Origin of the sequence: Rhizobium sp. ERR 942, from assembly GCF_007828395.1 — a bacterium.
GTDB classification, from domain to species: Bacteria; Pseudomonadota; Alphaproteobacteria; order Rhizobiales; family Rhizobiaceae; genus Rhizobium; species Rhizobium dioscoreae.
Window position 1 is genome coordinate 335,721 of record NZ_VIUA01000004.1, and the last position, 16,654, is coordinate 352,374.

General features: G+C 60.1%; 19 protein-coding genes. 5 read left to right on the forward strand and 14 right to left on the reverse strand.

Annotated elements, in window-relative coordinates; translation table 11 throughout:
* Positions 1-638: 638 nt before the first annotated feature.
* Together FBZ97_RS18435 and FBZ97_RS34750 are read right to left on the reverse strand one after the other, a co-directional pair.
* Complete coding sequence (locus FBZ97_RS18435) at positions 639-995, reverse strand: avidin/streptavidin family protein (RefSeq protein WP_113353346.1); 357 nt, start codon at positions 993-995, stop codon at positions 639-641.
* A gap of 125 nt (positions 996-1,120) precedes the next feature.
* On the reverse strand, positions 1,121-1,318 hold the full coding sequence (locus FBZ97_RS34750) for a DUF2934 domain-containing protein (protein WP_113353347.1): 198 nt from the start codon (positions 1,316-1,318) through the stop codon (positions 1,121-1,123).
* A gap of 283 nt (positions 1,319-1,601) precedes the next feature.
* Between FBZ97_RS34750 and FBZ97_RS18445 the strand changes: the two genes are divergently transcribed.
* Genes FBZ97_RS18445 through FBZ97_RS18455 form a run of 3 tightly spaced genes read left to right on the forward strand, consistent with a single transcriptional unit; the run spans position 1,602 to position 3,318 of the window.
* A complete protein-coding gene (locus FBZ97_RS18445) occupies positions 1,602-2,033 on the forward strand; it encodes a CBS domain-containing protein (protein WP_113331865.1) in 432 nt (143 codons plus the stop codon).
* Positions 2,034-2,060: 27 nt separating this feature from the next.
* A complete protein-coding gene (locus tag FBZ97_RS18450) occupies positions 2,061-2,327 on the forward strand; it encodes a hypothetical protein (RefSeq protein ID WP_145321314.1) in 267 nt (88 codons plus the stop codon).
* Positions 2,328-2,382: 55 nt separating this feature from the next.
* Complete coding sequence (locus FBZ97_RS18455) at positions 2,383-3,318, forward strand: NADP-dependent oxidoreductase (protein WP_246661800.1); 936 nt, start codon at positions 2,383-2,385, stop codon at positions 3,316-3,318.
* Between the two features lie 358 nt (positions 3,319-3,676).
* Here FBZ97_RS18455 and FBZ97_RS18460 read toward each other — a convergent pair whose 3' ends face one another.
* The 7 genes from FBZ97_RS18460 to FBZ97_RS18490 all read right to left on the reverse strand — a co-directional run bounded on the left by FBZ97_RS18460 (position 3,677) and on the right by FBZ97_RS18490 (position 10,878).
* The gene (locus tag FBZ97_RS18460; protein WP_113353349.1) at positions 3,677-4,534 is read right to left on the reverse strand and encodes a transporter substrate-binding domain-containing protein; all 858 of its coding nucleotides are present in this window, start codon (positions 4,532-4,534) and stop codon (positions 3,677-3,679) included.
* Between the two features lie 32 nt (positions 4,535-4,566).
* Positions 4,567-5,334, reverse strand: coding sequence for an ATP-binding cassette domain-containing protein (locus tag FBZ97_RS18465; RefSeq protein ID WP_113353350.1), 768 nt, complete (start codon positions 5,332-5,334; stop codon positions 4,567-4,569).
* On the reverse strand, positions 5,331-6,071 hold the full coding sequence (locus tag FBZ97_RS18470; protein ID WP_113331783.1) for an ABC transporter permease: 741 nt from the start codon (positions 6,069-6,071) through the stop codon (positions 5,331-5,333). Before FBZ97_RS18470 ends, FBZ97_RS18465 begins: the two co-directional genes overlap by 4 nt.
* Positions 6,071-6,790, reverse strand: a complete 720-nt coding sequence (locus tag FBZ97_RS18475; RefSeq protein ID WP_112721666.1) for an ABC transporter permease subunit — start codon at positions 6,788-6,790, stop codon at positions 6,071-6,073. The genes FBZ97_RS18470 and FBZ97_RS18475 overlap by 1 nt, the downstream gene beginning before the upstream one ends.
* 81 nt (positions 6,791-6,871) lie before the next feature.
* Entirely contained in the window at positions 6,872-7,726 is an 855-nt protein-coding gene (locus FBZ97_RS18480; RefSeq protein ID WP_145321312.1) for a transporter substrate-binding domain-containing protein, read from the reverse strand.
* A 58-nt stretch (positions 7,727-7,784) separates the two neighbouring features.
* Positions 7,785-9,461: a M28 family peptidase gene (locus FBZ97_RS18485; protein WP_113353352.1), complete on the reverse strand. Its 1,677-nt coding sequence runs from the start codon at positions 9,459-9,461 to the stop codon at positions 7,785-7,787.
* The gene (locus tag FBZ97_RS18490; RefSeq protein WP_113353353.1) at positions 9,454-10,878 is read right to left on the reverse strand and encodes a M20 family metallopeptidase; all 1,425 of its coding nucleotides are present in this window, start codon (positions 10,876-10,878) and stop codon (positions 9,454-9,456) included. Before FBZ97_RS18490 ends, FBZ97_RS18485 begins: the two co-directional genes overlap by 8 nt.
* Positions 10,879-11,055: 177 nt before the next feature.
* Between FBZ97_RS18490 and FBZ97_RS18495 the strand changes: the two genes are divergently transcribed.
* Entirely contained in the window at positions 11,056-11,697 is a 642-nt protein-coding gene (locus FBZ97_RS18495) for a GntR family transcriptional regulator (protein ID WP_113353354.1), read from the forward strand.
* 102 nt (positions 11,698-11,799) lie between these two features.
* Here FBZ97_RS18495 and FBZ97_RS18500 read toward each other — a convergent pair whose 3' ends face one another.
* Both FBZ97_RS18500 and FBZ97_RS18505 read right to left on the reverse strand, forming a co-directional pair.
* A complete protein-coding gene (locus FBZ97_RS18500) occupies positions 11,800-12,975 on the reverse strand; it encodes an MFS transporter (RefSeq protein ID WP_113353355.1) in 1,176 nt (391 codons plus the stop codon).
* A 105-nt stretch (positions 12,976-13,080) separates the two neighbouring features.
* On the reverse strand, positions 13,081-13,266 hold the full coding sequence (locus FBZ97_RS18505; RefSeq protein WP_197044215.1) for a hypothetical protein: 186 nt from the start codon (positions 13,264-13,266) through the stop codon (positions 13,081-13,083).
* A gap of 97 nt (positions 13,267-13,363) precedes the next feature.
* Between FBZ97_RS18505 and FBZ97_RS18510 the strand changes: the two genes are divergently transcribed.
* Positions 13,364-14,257, forward strand: coding sequence for a LysR family transcriptional regulator (locus tag FBZ97_RS18510; RefSeq protein ID WP_145321310.1), 894 nt, complete (start codon positions 13,364-13,366; stop codon positions 14,255-14,257).
* 252 nt (positions 14,258-14,509) lie between these two features.
* Here the strand turns inward: FBZ97_RS18510 and FBZ97_RS18515 are convergent, their stop codons facing one another.
* The 3 genes from FBZ97_RS18515 to madL form a co-directional block, all read right to left on the reverse strand.
* On the reverse strand, positions 14,510-15,178 hold the full coding sequence (locus FBZ97_RS18515; RefSeq protein ID WP_069614115.1) for a GntR family transcriptional regulator: 669 nt from the start codon (positions 15,176-15,178) through the stop codon (positions 14,510-14,512).
* 253 nt (positions 15,179-15,431) lie between these two features.
* Positions 15,432-16,196 (reverse strand): malonate transporter subunit MadM, encoded by a 765-nt coding sequence (gene madM / locus FBZ97_RS18520; RefSeq protein WP_145321307.1) that lies wholly within the window; start codon positions 16,194-16,196, stop codon positions 15,432-15,434.
* A gap of 11 nt (positions 16,197-16,207) precedes the next feature.
* Complete coding sequence (gene madL / locus FBZ97_RS18525; protein ID WP_145321305.1) at positions 16,208-16,630, reverse strand: malonate transporter subunit MadL; 423 nt, start codon at positions 16,628-16,630, stop codon at positions 16,208-16,210.
* Positions 16,631-16,654 lie beyond the last annotated feature (24 nt).

Here is a 16,654-nt window from a genome sequence, read left to right on the forward strand (position 1 = left end):
TCTCTGAGACGATTGTCAGCGTCGGAAGAGACCGAGGCGTGGCGAACATCGGACTCTATCGCTCGCTCTCTCCAACTTAAGGCTGATTGCGCATTACACGCGGAACGGCTTTGTTTCCGTCGGACTCCATTCATGAGCGGCAAAATGATGAAGCTCGTGGGCGCCCATTACGGGACAACGATCCGAGCGGTTTCTGGTAGGGTTCGCGAGCCACTGAGATGGCGTATGGCTCCGAATTCATCCCGCCTTTAAAGCGCGTCGGTGAGCTTCTATCGCCAGCCCGTCGTTTAGGGCAAGCGCTGATACGGAGAACCAACCGCGAGGATTGTATTGCACGCGTGGGAAAAGGGTCCTTACTCGTAAAAGACCGCAAATGTGGGCCGGAGTCCGATGCCACAGGCTACAAAGGCCGATTGGATACATGATCGAGCCGGCGCCCGGCCAGCGAGCTATAAGTCGCGCAATCGATGGCTCATGGAAGAAAATCGAAATACAACGACCTCTTGCTGCGGCTGAATTAAGCTCAGGCTCTAAGCCGTGGGCGGGTCGGACTGGAGGGAGGATAGCGCATCAACTCCCTTCGCTCTTGGGATGCTGATACGCAACGTCCGGCTGGAACCGACACTCCGCGGCGCACACTAGGATATTTGCTCGAACGTATCGGCGTTGGTTTGCACGGAATGAGCCCAACCGAGCTTTCGCGCCCTACCGGATTGCTCGGGCTTCTTGCTGGTCACAACATGCCAGATCGTCTGGAGCTTTTTCTCGCGCAACATTCCGGTGAATGAGCAGATGGAGGTCGAACCTTCGCCCGCCATTCCAAAAGCGAAATTTATGCAATCATCGAACCAAACGCCAGCCACCGGCAACTCGGAGCCAAAAAAGACACTGTCTTGCAGCGCGGTCTTGAATGTCCCTCTGATTAAACCATCCTGCTCGTCGGTGATCTTGACCGTCGAGCCATATTGATTGCGCCAAATCCCAGTCCAGCTCATGATGGATGTCTCCTTGACGTTTTTGTGGGCGGCAAGTCGATCAGGCGTTGCGGGCCTGTTCCGGACGTCTGGTCAACCGAATTCCTCGACAATCCTCACACAGACCCCGGCAGACTTACGGAGCGTTATTCACGAATAGGACGCCCATAGGCTGCTTTTTTCCCTTTGCCTTTAGAGACCGGAGATGTTTCGGCTTCGCGTTCCGTCTCTTGGTGCTGCTCTTCGGCCCGTTGCCAATGATCGAGATCGCGTCCGTCGGGCCGCCCTTCTTCCTCCCAGATCCTATAAGCTCGCTCGCGGCGCTTGGCTTCATCATCATCCATTGACTTGCTCCTTGATGTTGAATGCGGATTTCTAAAGCTTGGACGGCGTCGGCGATCTAATCGACCAGGAAATCGAAAGTTCCCTCTGGATAATTTATTGCGGAGAAGCGCGTGCAGGTTGAGCGCGCGGTGGTGGCTCGCCGAAGATGGCGCAAGCTCAGGAGGCATGGCTGAAAGTTCCGCTTTGGCAGTCGGCGATACATTTTTCAGCTGCTTTTGCTCCAATGAAGGAACTCTGGATGCCCACGCGAGTTGGGGTCTTTCTTTCAAGGAGGACAGAGACATGCAAGTGAACGCAGCAATGACGCGCGACGTGCGCGTCGCAAATCCCAACCATTCCATTCGCGACGCCGCGATCATGATGGCCGATCTGGATGCCGGCGTTCTTCCTGTCGGCGAGAACGACAAGCTCGTGGGCATGATCACGGATCGCGACATTACAGTCCGCGCGGTCGCACGCGGCAAGGGACCCGACACCAGGATCGGTGACGTGATGTCGGCAGAAGTTAAATACTGCTTCGAAGACGATGATGTCGACGATGTGATGACAAACCTGGGGAACATCCAGGTGCGGCGGCTGCCGGTGCTCAACCGAGACAAGCGGCTGGTCGGCATACTCTCGCTCGGAGATCTCGCCGTTTCCATGGCTGATGGGTCCGCCGGTCCCGCGCTCGCCGAAATCTCCAGACCCGGTGGAGCGCATTCGCAGACCTGAACCAGCAATTATCGAAGGAATGACGTCATGTCCGCATCGGAAACAACCACGGACCATGAAACAATCCGTAAATGGGTGGAAGCAAGAGACGGCCGTCCATCACGTGTGAAAAGCGCCGGCGGAAATGGCGGCCTTTTGCGGATCGATTTTGGTGAGCCCGAGCAAAACTTCGAAGAAATCGGCTGGGACGAATTCTTCCGGATCTTCGACGCTAACAAGTTGGCGTTCCTCCATCAGGAAGAGACGGAGGACGGTCGCGAAAGTCGCTTCAATAAATTCATCAATCGGTCGTGATGTCGGCGGCGGTCTTACGCCGGCGACAGCCATGATCCTGGAAAGGCGGTTTAAAATGCCCAAGATGATGGCCATTAGAATGCATGAGTTCGGCGATGCAGATGTCTTGCGGCTTGACCAGATCGAACGTCCCTCCCCCGGTGAAAACGAGATTTTGGTCAGGGTCGCGGCGGCAAGTGTCAATCCTGTCGATTGGAAGATCCGCAAGGGTGGCTATCCTGCGGTCAAGCAAGATGACCTGCCGATCGTTCCCGGACGCGATCTCGCGGGCACTGTCGAGGCTCTTGGTCGCCAAGCAACCGGCTTTGCCAGCGGCGATCGCGTAATCGCGTTTCTCGACACGAAGCGGGGCGGCTACGAGGAATATGTCGCCGTTCCGGCTGCGTTGCTCACGAAAATGCCATCCTCGATCAGTTTCGAGGAAGCCGCGGCCATTCCGCTCGCCGCCATGACCGCATGGCAGGGATTGTTTGATCATGGCCGCCTTCGAAGCGAGCAGCGGGTTCTGATCCATGGAGGGGGTGGAGGCGTGGGCCATTTCGCGATCCAGTTCGCGAAGGCCAAGGGAGCTTGGGTCGCAACGACTGTTTCGGGGCTGGACATCGATCTTGCCCGGCGCCTTGGCGCGGATCAGGTCATCGACTACAAGTCCGAACGTTTCGAGGATATGCTCGATCCCGTCGATATGGCCTTCGACCTTGTCGGGGGTGAAACACAAAAGCGCTCGTTCGAAGTTATCAAGAACGGAGGCGTTCTGGTGTCGACACTAGGCGAGCCGGAACGACCGGACACCGTATCCGGTAATATTCGGGTTGCCGGCTATATGGCCACGCCGAATGCGGGCCAGCTTCATGAAATCGTCGATCTGATAGAACAAGGGCAGGTCAAAGTCCTGCTTCACAAGGTTTTTCCGCTTGATATGGCCGCAGACGCTCAACGAACCCTGGAAAGCGAGCACGTCCAAGGAAAAATCGTTCTGAGCGTGGACTGATCGGCGAAGATAGATGGATTGCCGACACCGGACTTATTTCAACCGATCGGAAGGGTGATGGTAGACCAAGCTGTCCGGTGTGGTTGCACAGCAGTCGTGCAATTCGGGAATTCCATTCCGTCAATGCAAGGACGATCGAGAACGCCTAGCTCGATCCGACTGCAATAACGCCGCCTGACGGCCAAATAATCGCCTTGGCACCCAGGCAAATCTCGCCGACGCGCCTGAGCCGGCCATCCAGATCATCCCGATGACCTGCGCGTCATCGGGATGACAGGTTTGAAAGAGCATTTCGCTGCGGTTGCCCGGCACGATCAAAGGCATGCAGCGGGGGCGACCGTTTAGCCTCGCTCTGGATTTACTTCGGGGTCACGTCGAAGCCGAACCATTTCTGAGACAGCTTCGCGATCGTACCGTCGGCTTTTGCCGCCGCGATCGCATCGTTGAACATCGCCTTCAGCTGGGTGTCGTCCTTGCGCAGACCGACGGAACTGCCCCGGCCGAGGAGGCCGCCTTGGAAGCGCGGTCCGGTCACGGTCATATCTTCATTGCCGGGTTTTGCCGCGGCCGTCGACAGATAGGCCATCGACGCCATGATGAGATCGACGCGGCCGGCCTTCAGGTCGAGGTCATGCTGCTCGGTGGTCTTGTATTCGCGAATATCGGCGACGCCCTTCAGATATTTGTCGAGGAAGGTTGCCGCGATCGATGCCGTCTGCACGCCGATCGTCTTGCCCTTGAGCATCGGTTCGAGTTCCTTCAGCGCCTTGACCGCGCCGGCTTCATCCGTCGCGAGGGAAAACACCTGGCCCTTCATGGGAAGATCGGCAAGCGGGGAATCCTTCAGGGTTGCGAACGTCTGGCCGGTGGTGCCGTAGGAATCGCTAAAGGCAATGACCTCCTCCCGCTTGGCGGTCGCCGACATGCCGGAAATGATCGCGTCGAATTTACCCGCATTGAGTGCCGGGATCATGCCGTCGAAGGGCTGGATGACGGTCGTGCATTCGACTTTCATGTGATCGCAGAGATATTTGATCAGTTCGATCTCATATCCGTCCAGGCTGCCGTCCGCCTTGGTGAAATTCCATGGACGAAAAGCGCCTTCGGTCGCGATGGTGACATGCGTCCACTTTTTGTCCTCGGCGCGCACGACGCTCGCCGTCGCGAACGTGGCGACCATTATGAGCGCGGTTAGAAGTCCGGTCAGGTATTTCATGATCGAGTTCCCCATTGTGATTGAACTTGAAATTATTGGCTGATGAACTGGCGGAAGCGCTCGGAACGTGAACCGGCAAAGACATCCTGCGGCTTGCCGTCTTCCTCGACGACGCCCTTGTGCAGGAAGATGACGCGGCTCGAGACATCGCGCGCAAAGCCCATCTCATGCGTAACGACGAGCATGGTGCGTCCCTCCTCGGCGAGCGCGCGCATGACCCTCAGGACCTCGCCCACGAGCTCGGGGTCGAGCGCCGATGTCGGTTCATCGAACAGCATGACCTTCGGATGCATGGCGAGGGCGCGCGCGATGGCCGCGCGCTGTTGCTGGCCCCCCGAAAGATGAGCCGGGTAGAAATTGCGCTTGTCGGCGATGCCGACCTTGGCGAGCAGCGCTTCCGCTTCCTCGATGCATTCGGCGCGCGAACGGCCCTGGACGTGGACGGGCGCCTCGATCACGTTCTCGAGCACCGTCTTGTGGGACCAGAGATTGAAGCTCTGGAACACCATGCCGAGTTGGGAACGGATGCGATCGACCTGCCTTCCATCGGCTGGACGATGGGCGCCGCGGGCTGTGCGCTGCATGCGGATCGTTTCGCCCGCCACGGTCACCTCACCGGAATCGGGCGTCTCCAGCAAATTGATGCATCGCAGGAATGTCGATTTTCCGGAGCCTGAAGAACCGAGAATCGAGACGACGTCGCCTTCCAGCGCATCGAGCGAGATACCCTTGAGCACCTCGATCGGTCCAAAGCTCTTGTGCATGTCGCGCACGCTGAGTGCGATTGGCGTGGCAGTCATCGCGGATCTCCTACGGGGGCCGCCCCGGCGGCGGTATCGTGCGTCACCGGCACGGGCGGGCGCAGATGCGGGCTCAGCCGATACTCGGCAAACTGGATGAGGCGTGTCAGCACGAAGTTGATCGCCAGGTAGATGGCACCTGAAACGACGAAGACCTCGATGGCGCGGTAGGTCTCCGAAATGATCTTCGCCGCGACGCCCGTGACTTCCATCAGCGTGATGATCGAGGCAAGCGATGTCGCCTTCACCATCGAGATCATCTCGTTGCCGTAGCCCGGCAGCGCCTGACGGATGGCAAGCGGCAGGATGATGCGCCGGAACATCATGAGTCGATGCATGCCGCAGGCGCGCGCAGCCTCCACCTGCCCATGCGGCACCGAGAGCAGACCGCCGCGGATGATTTCGCTGGCGTAGGCCGCGGTATTCAGTGTCAGCGCCAGGACGGCGCACCAATAGGGATCGCGCAGAAATGGCCAGAAAATGCTGTGACGGATGACGGGGAACTGGCCGAGACCGTAGTAGATCAGGAAGATCTGGACGAGCAACGGCGTGCCGCGAAAGACGAAAACGTAGAGCCGGGCAAACCAGTCGAGGACGGTGACGCCCGATAGGCGAGCAAGCGCCAGAAGCAATGCGAGGATGGCGCCGAGGCAGATCGACGTCACCGCGAGTTCGATCGTCAACGGAATCGCCGCGACAAGGCTCACGAAAGTCTCTTCAAGGAATTGCCAATCCATCAGCGTTTCCTCACACCGCGCGACAGATGGCGCTCTGCTTGCTGGATGATCAGGCTGGATAGGGTCGAGATCATCAGATAGATCACCCCTGCGATCAGGTAGAAATCGAACGGCAGTCCCGTGGAGCCCGCGCCGACCTGCGCCTGACGCAGCAATTCGGCGACGCCAGTGATCGAGACCAGCGCCGACTCCTTGAGAACAACCTGCCAGACGTTACCGAGCCCCGGCAGCGCATGACGCAAGGTCAGCGGCGCGATAATCCGGCGCAGGCGCAGCCAGCGCGGCATTCCGCAGGCGATGGCGGCCTCGATCTCACCGGGATGCACGGCCTTGAACCCGCCGCGCAGCACCTCCGTGAACTGCGCACCGGACGTGACGCCGACGGCCAGGGAACCGGCGAGGAAACCCGGAAAACCGAGGAAGCCCTCCGCTCCGAACATCTTACCGATGGCCGTGACGACCGCGCTGCCGCCGAAGTAAAAGAGATAGATGACCAGCAGATCGGGGATGCCGCGAAGAACCGTCGTATAGGCATCCGCCGTGGCGCGTGCAATCCGGTTGCCGGCGATCTTGCCCCACGCGCCGAGCGTTCCGATGCAGGCGCCGACTGCATAGCCGGAAATCGCGACAAGAATGGTCATCCAGGCGCCGGCCAGGAGAGCATGACCCCAGCCATCCGGACCGAAGCCAGCAAGCTCGAATAGGGTTGGCTGGTTCATCCGCTTGACCTGAAAGAATGGATGTGCGCAGGGGAAGTCATGGTCTTAGCCTCGGCCGGGAACGGTGGATGCGGGACGCGCTCAATTGGCCTCGAAGGTCGGCGTCAGGTCGATCTTGCTCCATTTTTCCGAGAGCTGCTTGATCGTGCCATCCTTGGCCGCTTGCTTGATGGCATCGTCGAATTTCGCCTTCAGATCGGTCTCGCCCTTGCGCATGCCGAGAGCGACCTCCGTTGCCAACATCGCACCCTTCACCAGGGGGCCGGACATCATCAGATCGTCGTTGCCGGGTTTGGCGAGTACGGAGGTTTCATAGACGCCGCTGTCGAAGCCGGCATCGATGCGGCCTGCCTTGAGATCAAGATCGCGCTCTCCGGAGTTCTTATAGGCACGCACCGTCACATCGGATCCGAAATAGGAATTGATCAGCTGCTCCTGGCTGGTCGACTGGACGACACCGACCGTCTTGCCCTTCAAGGCCTTGCCGATCTCCGCCATCACCGGATCCGCTTTCGCCTTGTCGTTGAGATTGAGCCGCTCACCCGTCATCGGGAGAGGTGAAACCGATCCATCCTTCACGAGCAGGAAGCTTGCGACACCGCTCGCATAGGGTACGGTGAAATCGACCACCTGTTTGCGCTTATCGTTGATGCCGAGCGTCATCACCAGATCGAATTTGCCGGCATTCAGGCTTGGGATCATCGCGTTCCATTCGCCGGCGATCAACTCGCAATCGACCTTGGCGCGCTTGCAGAGATCGTTGATGAGATCGACGTCGAAGCCGGCAAGCTTGCCGCTTGAATCCATCAGGTTCCACGGCGGGAACGCGCCTTCGATGCCGACCTTCACCTGCGTCCAGTCTTTGGCGCCGGCGGTCAGCGGAGCAAGGGAGGCAATCATGCCGAATACGGCGGCAAGCATTTTTCTGTTTTTCATCTTCGTTCCCCTTTTCGGCCGCCTAAGCGGCCTTTTGTCAGATCCGGTATTCTCGGCGTCAGTTCTCCAGAGCCGCTCGCAGGGCGGCATTGGCCTCCCGCAGCGCGTAAGCGATGCGATTTCTCGTCTGACGCGCGTGAACGACGTAGAAAGCGGTATCCTGCGCGCCCTCATCCAGTCTCGCCAGCGAGCGCAGCCCTTCCAGAGAGGGCCAGGCGACGTGCGGCAGCGCGGAATCAGGATGGAAGCGTTCGCCGCTCGTATAGTTCAGCGGCACCAGATGCCGCCCTGCATGCATCAGCGAGGCATCGATCCGCGCCGCTCGTTCCGGCTTGGGATCCCTCACCTGCAGAAGCGAATTTGCGTTGACGCGCAAGTCTTCTATGGCCCGGGACAAGCCGGAGATATCGAGACGGCCGGCAAGCGCTGCCTGCAATTGCCCAATCTGCTCGTCGAGGGAGGCGGCATATTGAGTGTAATCCAGCGGCAAGACGGGCAAAGTCAGCAGCCGCCAGAGAACTTCGAGAACAATCGCCGTGTCCCGGCAAAGATTGTCCGGATCGATATGTTCGGCGGTGTCGTGCGGCGTATGCCACCACCATCCAAGCGCCGTCAGCATCTTGACGGGTCCCGGCGGCTGATGGCTGAGGCTGCCGAACATCGAGGGAATACCGATGCCCCAGAAGGACTGATCCGCGGCGCGGCCATGACGCCTGCCGGCGTGTTTCTGTCCGGTCACACGCTCGATCACATCCGCAGCCAAGGGCCTGAGTTCGTCGATCACACCGGAATTGGTGAGGACGGTAGCACCCTCGCCGCCGGTGGAATCGACATTGACATGGACGGCGCAGCGGCGATCGAGTTCGTCGAAATACTCGTCGGCGTACCAAGCTGAGCCGGAGTAGCGGCCATGGGAATGACCGGACCAGAAGCATATGCGCAAGCCCCTGCGCCATTCCGAGGCACGAAGCGCGAGCAGGCGCGCCGCCTCGAGCATCGTCGCATTGGCGCCGCCATTGTCCATGACCCCGAAATGCCAGGTGTCATGATGGCCGGAAAACAGGACGAAAGGTCCATCGTCGCCTTTCGGTTGAAGCTCGGCAACAAGCAACGGCGTCTTGCGCCAACCCGTGTCCACCTCCGCGCAAAGCGTTGCAGTCACCGCCTCTCCGCGCGCAAGCCTTTCACGCAGGCGGCCGCCATCATCCTTAGCGATCGAGCAGATGACGGTCGTCGGCAGCCTGTCGCGCGTGTGTTGCGACGGGCTGCCCCAGACCGGGGAGACGCACATCTCATAGAGATGCTCGTTCGGACTGATGTGAAGTTCGCCGAGCGCGCCGAAAGCACTCGCAAGCGCGGCCACTTCTTCGGTCGCGATACCATCGACCAGGACGATCTTGCCGGCGATATCCTTGCCGGCGAAATCGGCTTCGGTTCCCTCGCCGACATGGATGAGATTGCCGGTTACTCCCGCGGCTGGTGTCGAGATCGACATGGAATGCGTGATGCAACGAAGGTTCTCGCCATCGATCTCAACCGTGGCGGCACGTGGCAAGCTGATGAAGGCATCGTGCGACAGAAGCCGCGTGCGATAGCCAAAGCCGTCCATCTCAGCCTGGAGATAGCGGAAGCTTTCCAGCTCTTCGGCCGTGCCCGAAAGCTTTACTCGGCGCGCGAATTCACCGATATGCGCCATCAAGCGCGCGCGATCGGGCTTCAGACCGGCCTCAGCCATTGGCCTTCTCCGGCAGCGGCGGCTCGACATCGTCCGGGATCGGGTTGACGAAGGGCGTACCTTCGAGGCGTGCTTTGTGATCTTCCTTGGCGGCCGCGATGAGCGCGGGATTGCGGATGAGTTCGACGGCCGTGCTCGCCATCACCTTGGCGGCATGTTCGGTGCCCTTGTGAGCGACAGGCAGCTTGCCCTGCGCGACGAGCTGCCAGGAGTGGCCGGGCGTGCCGATCGCATAGGTGGCGCCGCGCATCTGCACGGTCGGGACGACCCAGCTGACCGTTCCGACATCGGTCGAGCCGACCAGGGTGCCATCGCCGCCGTTCAACGGAAAGATTTCCTCACAGAGCGCCTGGCCCTTCTTCGGCTTCAATGCAAATCGGCCGTAGGAAGCGGCAATATCCTCCGCGCTGAAGGTCTGCTGAAACTTCAGCGCGGTCTCGCGATCCGCGTCGTCAAACACGGGCGGCCCGAGCCGATTCAGCTGCGCGAACATGCATTCCTCGAGCGGTGTATTGCCAACGAGATTGGCGTCGCCGCTGATGATCTCGCTGCGAACCGTCGTCTCTGTCATCAAGGCGGCACCCTCGGCCACCTTCTTGACCCGGGCGACCAGCGAAAGGAGTTCCGGCAGGGTCCGCGCCCGCACGAGATAACGCACGGTGGCGCGCGCCTGCACGACATTGGGGGCCGCGCCGCCGGTATCGGTGACGGCATAGTGGATGCGCGCCGTCGACGGCATGTGTTCGCGCATGTAGTTGACACCGACATTCATCAGCTCGACCGCATCCAGCGCGCTGCGGCCAAGATGAGGCGTGGCAGAAGCGTGCGAGGCACGGCCGGAAAAATGGAAATTGATCTCGTTGCAGGCGAGCGAAATGGGATTGTTGACGCCGGCGAAGGCCGCCGGATGCCAGGAGATCGCGATATCGACATCATCGAAAACGCCAGCACGAACCATGAAGCCCTTGGAGGATCCACCCTCCTCGGCCGGGCAACCGTAATAGCGCACCCTGCCCTTCAGGCCGTTTTCTGCGAGGAAATCCTTGACCGCGGCCGCCGCGAGCATCGAGCCGGCGCCCAGCATGTTATGGCCGCAGCCATGGCCATTGCCGCCATCGACCAGAGGCCGCTCTTCCGCGACACCGGCTTCCTGGCTCAATCCGGGCAGCGCATCGAACTCGCCGAGGATCGCGATGACCGGACCATCCTCGCCCGCTTCGCCCATGACAGCCGTCGGCAGGCCGGCGATGCCGCGCTCGACACGAAACCCCTGACGCCCAAGCATCGCGGCATGTTCTTCGGCGGATCTGTATTCCAGGTAGTTCGTTTCAGGAATGTCCCAGATCCGATCGCTGAGCGCGAAGAATTCCGCGCTTTTCCTTTCGACAATGTCCCAGACCGCATCGGAATTTTGCATGGACTTGCCATCCGCCTCATATAATGGATACTAAATTGGTACCAATTTATGTGCCAATAAGAGCGGATGCGCAAGAGATGAGCATGAATATTTTTTCGGCAGCCATAGCGCGCGCCGTGTTGAAAAATGTGGACCTATGATAGTCATCGCCAACTTGGGAAGGTCTGGGAGAGCTGCATGAACTCGCTGGAAGCTGAAGCGGCGGCGCCGTCGCACGGAGGAGAGGCGCCCGACGTGACCGAGCTCATTCTCCAGGACATCCTCGCGGGCAGGCTCCCGCCCGGAACATGGCTGAAGCAGATCGATCTGGAGCGTCGGTACAGTTGTACGAGGCCGCAGGTGCGACGGGCGCTCGACCGCCTCGTGCAGAAGCGGCTTGTCGAGCACATTCCCAATCGCGGCTATCACGTGCACGAGCAGGACGGGCGCCGCGCCCAGGAAGTAAGCGATATCCGCGTGATCCTCGAAGTGGCGATCAGCGATCGCATCGTCGCCAATGCCGGCGATGCGGATATTGGCAATTTGCGCGCGCTGGCTTCGCGCTTCGATGATCTGGTGCTCAATGGCACCATGCTCGAGCTTTACGAAGCCAATCTCGCTTTTCACCGCTACCTGCTGGTACTTGCAGGAAATCAGGAGCTTGTCGAACTCATCACCGAAATCCGGCAACGCACCTCATCGGCACCGGTCTCGCAATGGCGAACCCGAGCCCGCATCGAGCAGTCCGGCCGCGAGCACCAGCAGATGATCGACGCAATAGAGAAGCGCGACGTCGATATGCTCAAGGAACTGACCCGCAGGCATATTTTGCAGACATGATTAATATCGACCACAGCCTGGGGCATGCCCTGCGAGGCTATCGGCCGGGGCCGCGACCCCATTTCACATCGCGGGCCTATCCGCGCCTGGATCTGTCCCAGATCATTCGGACCGTCTTGCCGTGAACGCAATGATGGCGGCCGCCAGAAACAGAACACCGCTATAGGCGAATGGGCTCCACCACCCGACGCCGTCGAACAGCAGCCCGCCTGTGAAGGCACCGGCGGTGATCGCCGCCTGGATCAGCGCCACCAGCAGCCCGCCGCCGGCCTCGAGTTTGTCTGGGATGGCCCGGGTCATCCATGTGTTCCAGGCAACAGGAATGGGCGTGGCGAAGAACCCGAACAGGCAGAGGAGCGCGGCGACCGCAATACCCGAAGGTGCGAGCGGGATCAGCAGCAGAGCGATCGCGGCGAGCGCCGCGGGGAATCCGGCGAGGACGGCATCCAGATGCGCTCGCAGCAGGAAGCCGATCAAGGACGTGCCTAGCAGGCCGAACACGCCGATGCCGAGGAGCACGACCGACAGCTCGTTCACATCAAGCCTCGTCACATCTCCAAGGAGCGGTCGAAGATAGGTCGATAGCGCGAATTGGCCCATGAAGAAGAAGGACATGGCGGCCATGCTGATTGCCAAGACGCGGTTTCGCAGCAACCCGAGCGGACCGCCCCCGTCATTCTTCGAACCGCCGGGTATTCGCGGCAAGGCGAAGATTTGCCAGACGAAGGCGATGATGCCGACCGGAACGACGATGAAGAAGGCACCGCGCCAGCCTATCAATCCGCCGAGGAAGCTTCCCAACGGCTGAGCGATGACCGTGGCCAAAGCAGTACCGCCCTGCAGCATGGCGAGGGCCTTTGGAATGTCCTGTTCGGCAGCGATGCGCGCGACGATAGAGGTGGACAGCGACCAGAAACCGCCGATCGCGATGCCGATCAGCGCGCGGCCGAGCATGAAGACGAGATAGTTGGGCGCGAATGTGATCGCCAGACCCGAGAGCACCATCACGATCGTATAGGACAGGACCACCGTTCGCCGATCCAGCCGCCACAGCACCGTGTTGCTGAACAGGCTGGTGACGACCGCGAAAAATCCGGAAACGGAAATCGCCTGCCCCGCCTGCCCCGCGGTAATGCCAAGCTCCTCTGCGATCGGGGTTAGCAGGCTGACGGGAAGAAACTCGGAAGCGACGAGGGTAAAGGTCATCAGCGTCATGCAGATGATCGCGGCCCATGGGCTGGCCGCACGCTCGACGGCGCGGTCATAGGTGGTTTCCATAACAATTGTCCAAAGTTGCCTGAACGCGCTGTTCAGCGGAAAGTCTTGATGGTGGCAGGGGCGCTCGTCGCGGCGATGAATTGCCTTTTCTTCATGGCCTGCTCCTCACATCCCGAGCAGTGCCCTGATGGCCCGGCACTCATCCATGGCCTTGTAACCATGCGCGACATCGGCAAGCGGAACCGCCAGATCGAAGACCTTTCCGGGATTGATGAAGGATTGTCGCGAGCATGGCCCGGTCTCCCGTCGGGGCGCGTTGCGCCTGTCCGTTTCGCATTCGGGAGAATACATAGCATCGCTCGATAAATCGGATTAGATGGGGTAATTTGCATGAACCTATCGAAAATTGATATTAATTCGGCCCGCGATTATGGGATAAGACAAGCTCATGCCACGGGAAAATTTCAACGAACTGCTGGTGTTCCTGGCCGTCGCCGAGGAACGGAGCTTCACGAAAGCGGCCGCAAAGCTGGGCACATCCCAATCGACGCTCAGTCATGCGGTGAAGAAACTTGAAGAACGTCTTGGCATGCGCCTGCTGGCGCGCACGACGAGAAGCGTTGGACTGACGGAGGCGGGCGAACGGCTCCAACAGTCCCTGTCGCCTCGCATCGCCGAGATCGAAGCGGACATCGAAGCCTTGACCGTCTATCGGGAACGCCCGGCAGGAACCGTCAGGATCACGCTTTCCAACCACGCCATGGAAAGTGTCGTGTGGCCGAAATTGTCGTCCATCCTTGCCGATTACCCTGATATCAAGCTTGAACTCAGCGTCGATGGCAGCTTCCGCAACATCGTCGAGGACGGGTTCGATGCCGGCGTCAGGCTTGGCGAAAGCCTCGAGAAGGACATGATCGCGGTACGCATCGGCCCCGACTGGAGGCTGGTGGCGGTCGGCTCGCCAGAGTACTTTAGAACCCGATCAGCACCGCTGACCCCACAGGAGCTGATGCGTCACAACTGCATTCGTCGACGCCTCGGCCGCATCGGCGGTCTCTATGCCTGGGAGTTCGAAAAGGACGGAGAGGAGATCCGGGTCAGGGTCGAGGGCCAGCTCACGTTTAATACCGATCGCGAGATGATATCGGCCGCTCTCGACGGACACGGAATTGCCTACGTTCCGGAAAGCTATGTCGAGCACCATCTGGAGGCGGGGCGACTTCAACTTGTCCTCGACGACTGGTGTCCGAAATTCGCGGGCTACTACCTCTATTATCCCAGCCGCCGACAGAATCTTCGCGCATTCTCCGTCGTCATCGATGCCCTTCGCGAAAGAGGCTGAAGTCAAACACCAACGATCCGACCAAGGCGCTGTTATCGGTGCCGGAGGGCGGTCAGGCCAATCGAGAAGCCGCAGCGGACTTGGGAGGCGGCTCGGATGCTGCTCAGCCCGCTAAAATCAATCAGCCGCAGCGGCAGCAATTCCTGTGATTGATCCGAGCTTTAGGGCGGGATCAGATTGGGATAGGTTGTAGCCTGCCGGATGCATCCTGAGATCCGGACAGCTTGCGCGACGGTGGAATCGTTCGGCTGTTCATTCCGCTGCCTCGTCGATTTCCATGTAGCGCGCCAATGCCAAGGCCGCATTCAGCATATGTTCGCGCATGACTAGGGCCGCTTCCGTCGCATCGCCCCGGATCATGGCGCGCAGGATCGCCTCGTGCTCAAGGAATGAAGCCGTCAATCGCTTCGGTTGCCGCAGCTGAGTCCTGCGGAATGGCAGCAGTCTTGCCCGCAGCCTCATCAATTCATCAAACAGAAACTCGTTATGCGCACCGCGATATAGCGTTTCGTGGAAGGACAAATTGAGCTTGTCATACTGTTCAAAGTCGTCTGCCTTCGCCGCGAGTTCGGAACGCTCATGAATTTCGGTCAGAACCGCGCGCTCCACGCCCGTTATCCGATGGGTCGCCAGACGGACGCACATGCATTCCATCTCGGCGGTTACTTCGAACATCTCCATCAGCCGCGGCAAGGTCAGCGGCAGGACGGTTGCGCCTCGCCGCGGACGAATCTCGACGAGCCCGATCGCCTCCAACTGACGTAAAGCATCCCTTACCGGCGTGCGGGAAGCGCCGAAGCGGCTGCTGAGCGTTGCCTCGTCCAGGCTTGTGCCGGGCCTTATAGCGCCGGAGGAAATCTCATCCATCAGCACCAGTTTAATGCGCTGACCGATCGATCCAGCTTCGTCAAATTCCGTCATGTCAAACCTTGTTTCCGATTTGGCGGGCAACCATTCAGTTTTACATCATCCAATTCGACAGATAGCAATCGATATGAAGCATGGTGCCGCATTCGGCCCGTTTTGCCTGCTGGCGAGGAGGCCATCGACGACGGCTGGATCGGCAAGCATCGGGGTATAGCCGGGCGCCCAAATCGTACCGGCGATCCCGTGCAGGATGCGGCATCTAAAAGCCTTTTTCTGCACCGGTTCGACCGGCTTTCCCCATTTTGTTTCAGCCCCCTGCAATCGCCCTGACGGCGAGATAAAGGATCGAAGGCGCTACAAGGCAGCCCAGCCCCGTGTGAAACGTCGCCGTCAGTGCGCCATAGGGGACGAGACGGCGATCGGTCGCCGCCAGGCCGCCGCACACGCCGCTGACGGTTCCCATCAGGCCGCCGAACACCATAGCGCTGCGGGGATTGTCGAGACCGATCGCCTTGGCCACGATCGGTGTTCCGACCATGACAAGGACCGCCTTGAAAACACCGGTCGCAATCGACAGCGCGATCACGGCCGAGCTTGCGCCCAGAGCGGCACCCGTCACAGGTCCCACGATGTAGGTAACGGCACCGGCGCCGATCGTCGTTATGGATACCGCATCCGTATAGCCGAAAGCGACGGCGAGCAACGAGCCGACAATGAACGGAAGAACCGTGCCGAGGCCAAGGGCAAGCGCACCGACAGCGCCAGCCTTGCGTGCTTGGCCGACATCGACCTCGAAGGCCGTGGCGACGATGGCGAAATCGCGCAGCATGGCTCCGCCCATGAGGCCGATGCCACTAAGGATTGGAATATCCACCACCCCTTTTTCGCCTCCGGTCCACAGACCAGCCGCGAAGGCGGCGGCGAGCCCCAGAACGATCGCGATGGCCGAGCCGTGGACGCGGCCGAACAGGACATGTTTCGAAATGGCGTTCGACAGCCACATGACCAATCCGACGATGGCGAATGCGGTAAGCAGGCTGTTGGCGGTCAAGCCGTGTTTCAAGATCTCCATGGCGGCCTCCCTCAGATCGGATTGCCGGAGGTGGCAAGCTCACCCCTGGCCCTCGCTTCGATTTCGTCCATCGTTTCGCCTCTCTCGCCGATGCGACTCATCAGGGCGACGGTCGCGAAACAAACGAAAACCGTCACGATACCGGCGATCAGCACCAGCGGACCGCTGCGCGCGGCCACCAACACGTTTTGCTGCGCTGCCATGGCGACGACGATCGGGATGTAGAGAGCGCCCCAGAACTCGACACCGAGTTTGAGCGGCAGCGTCAACAAGCCCCGCCTACTCAGCCAAAGCCGCGTGGCGATAAGCAGGATCATGGCAATGCCGACACCGCCGACATTCGCCTTCACGCCCAGCGCTACCCCCAGGAGATCACCGAGGACGCTTCCCAAGAGGGTGCAAAGGGCAAGCATCGCGACACCAGAGATCATCATGAGCGATCCTCCCCGCATGCGCTT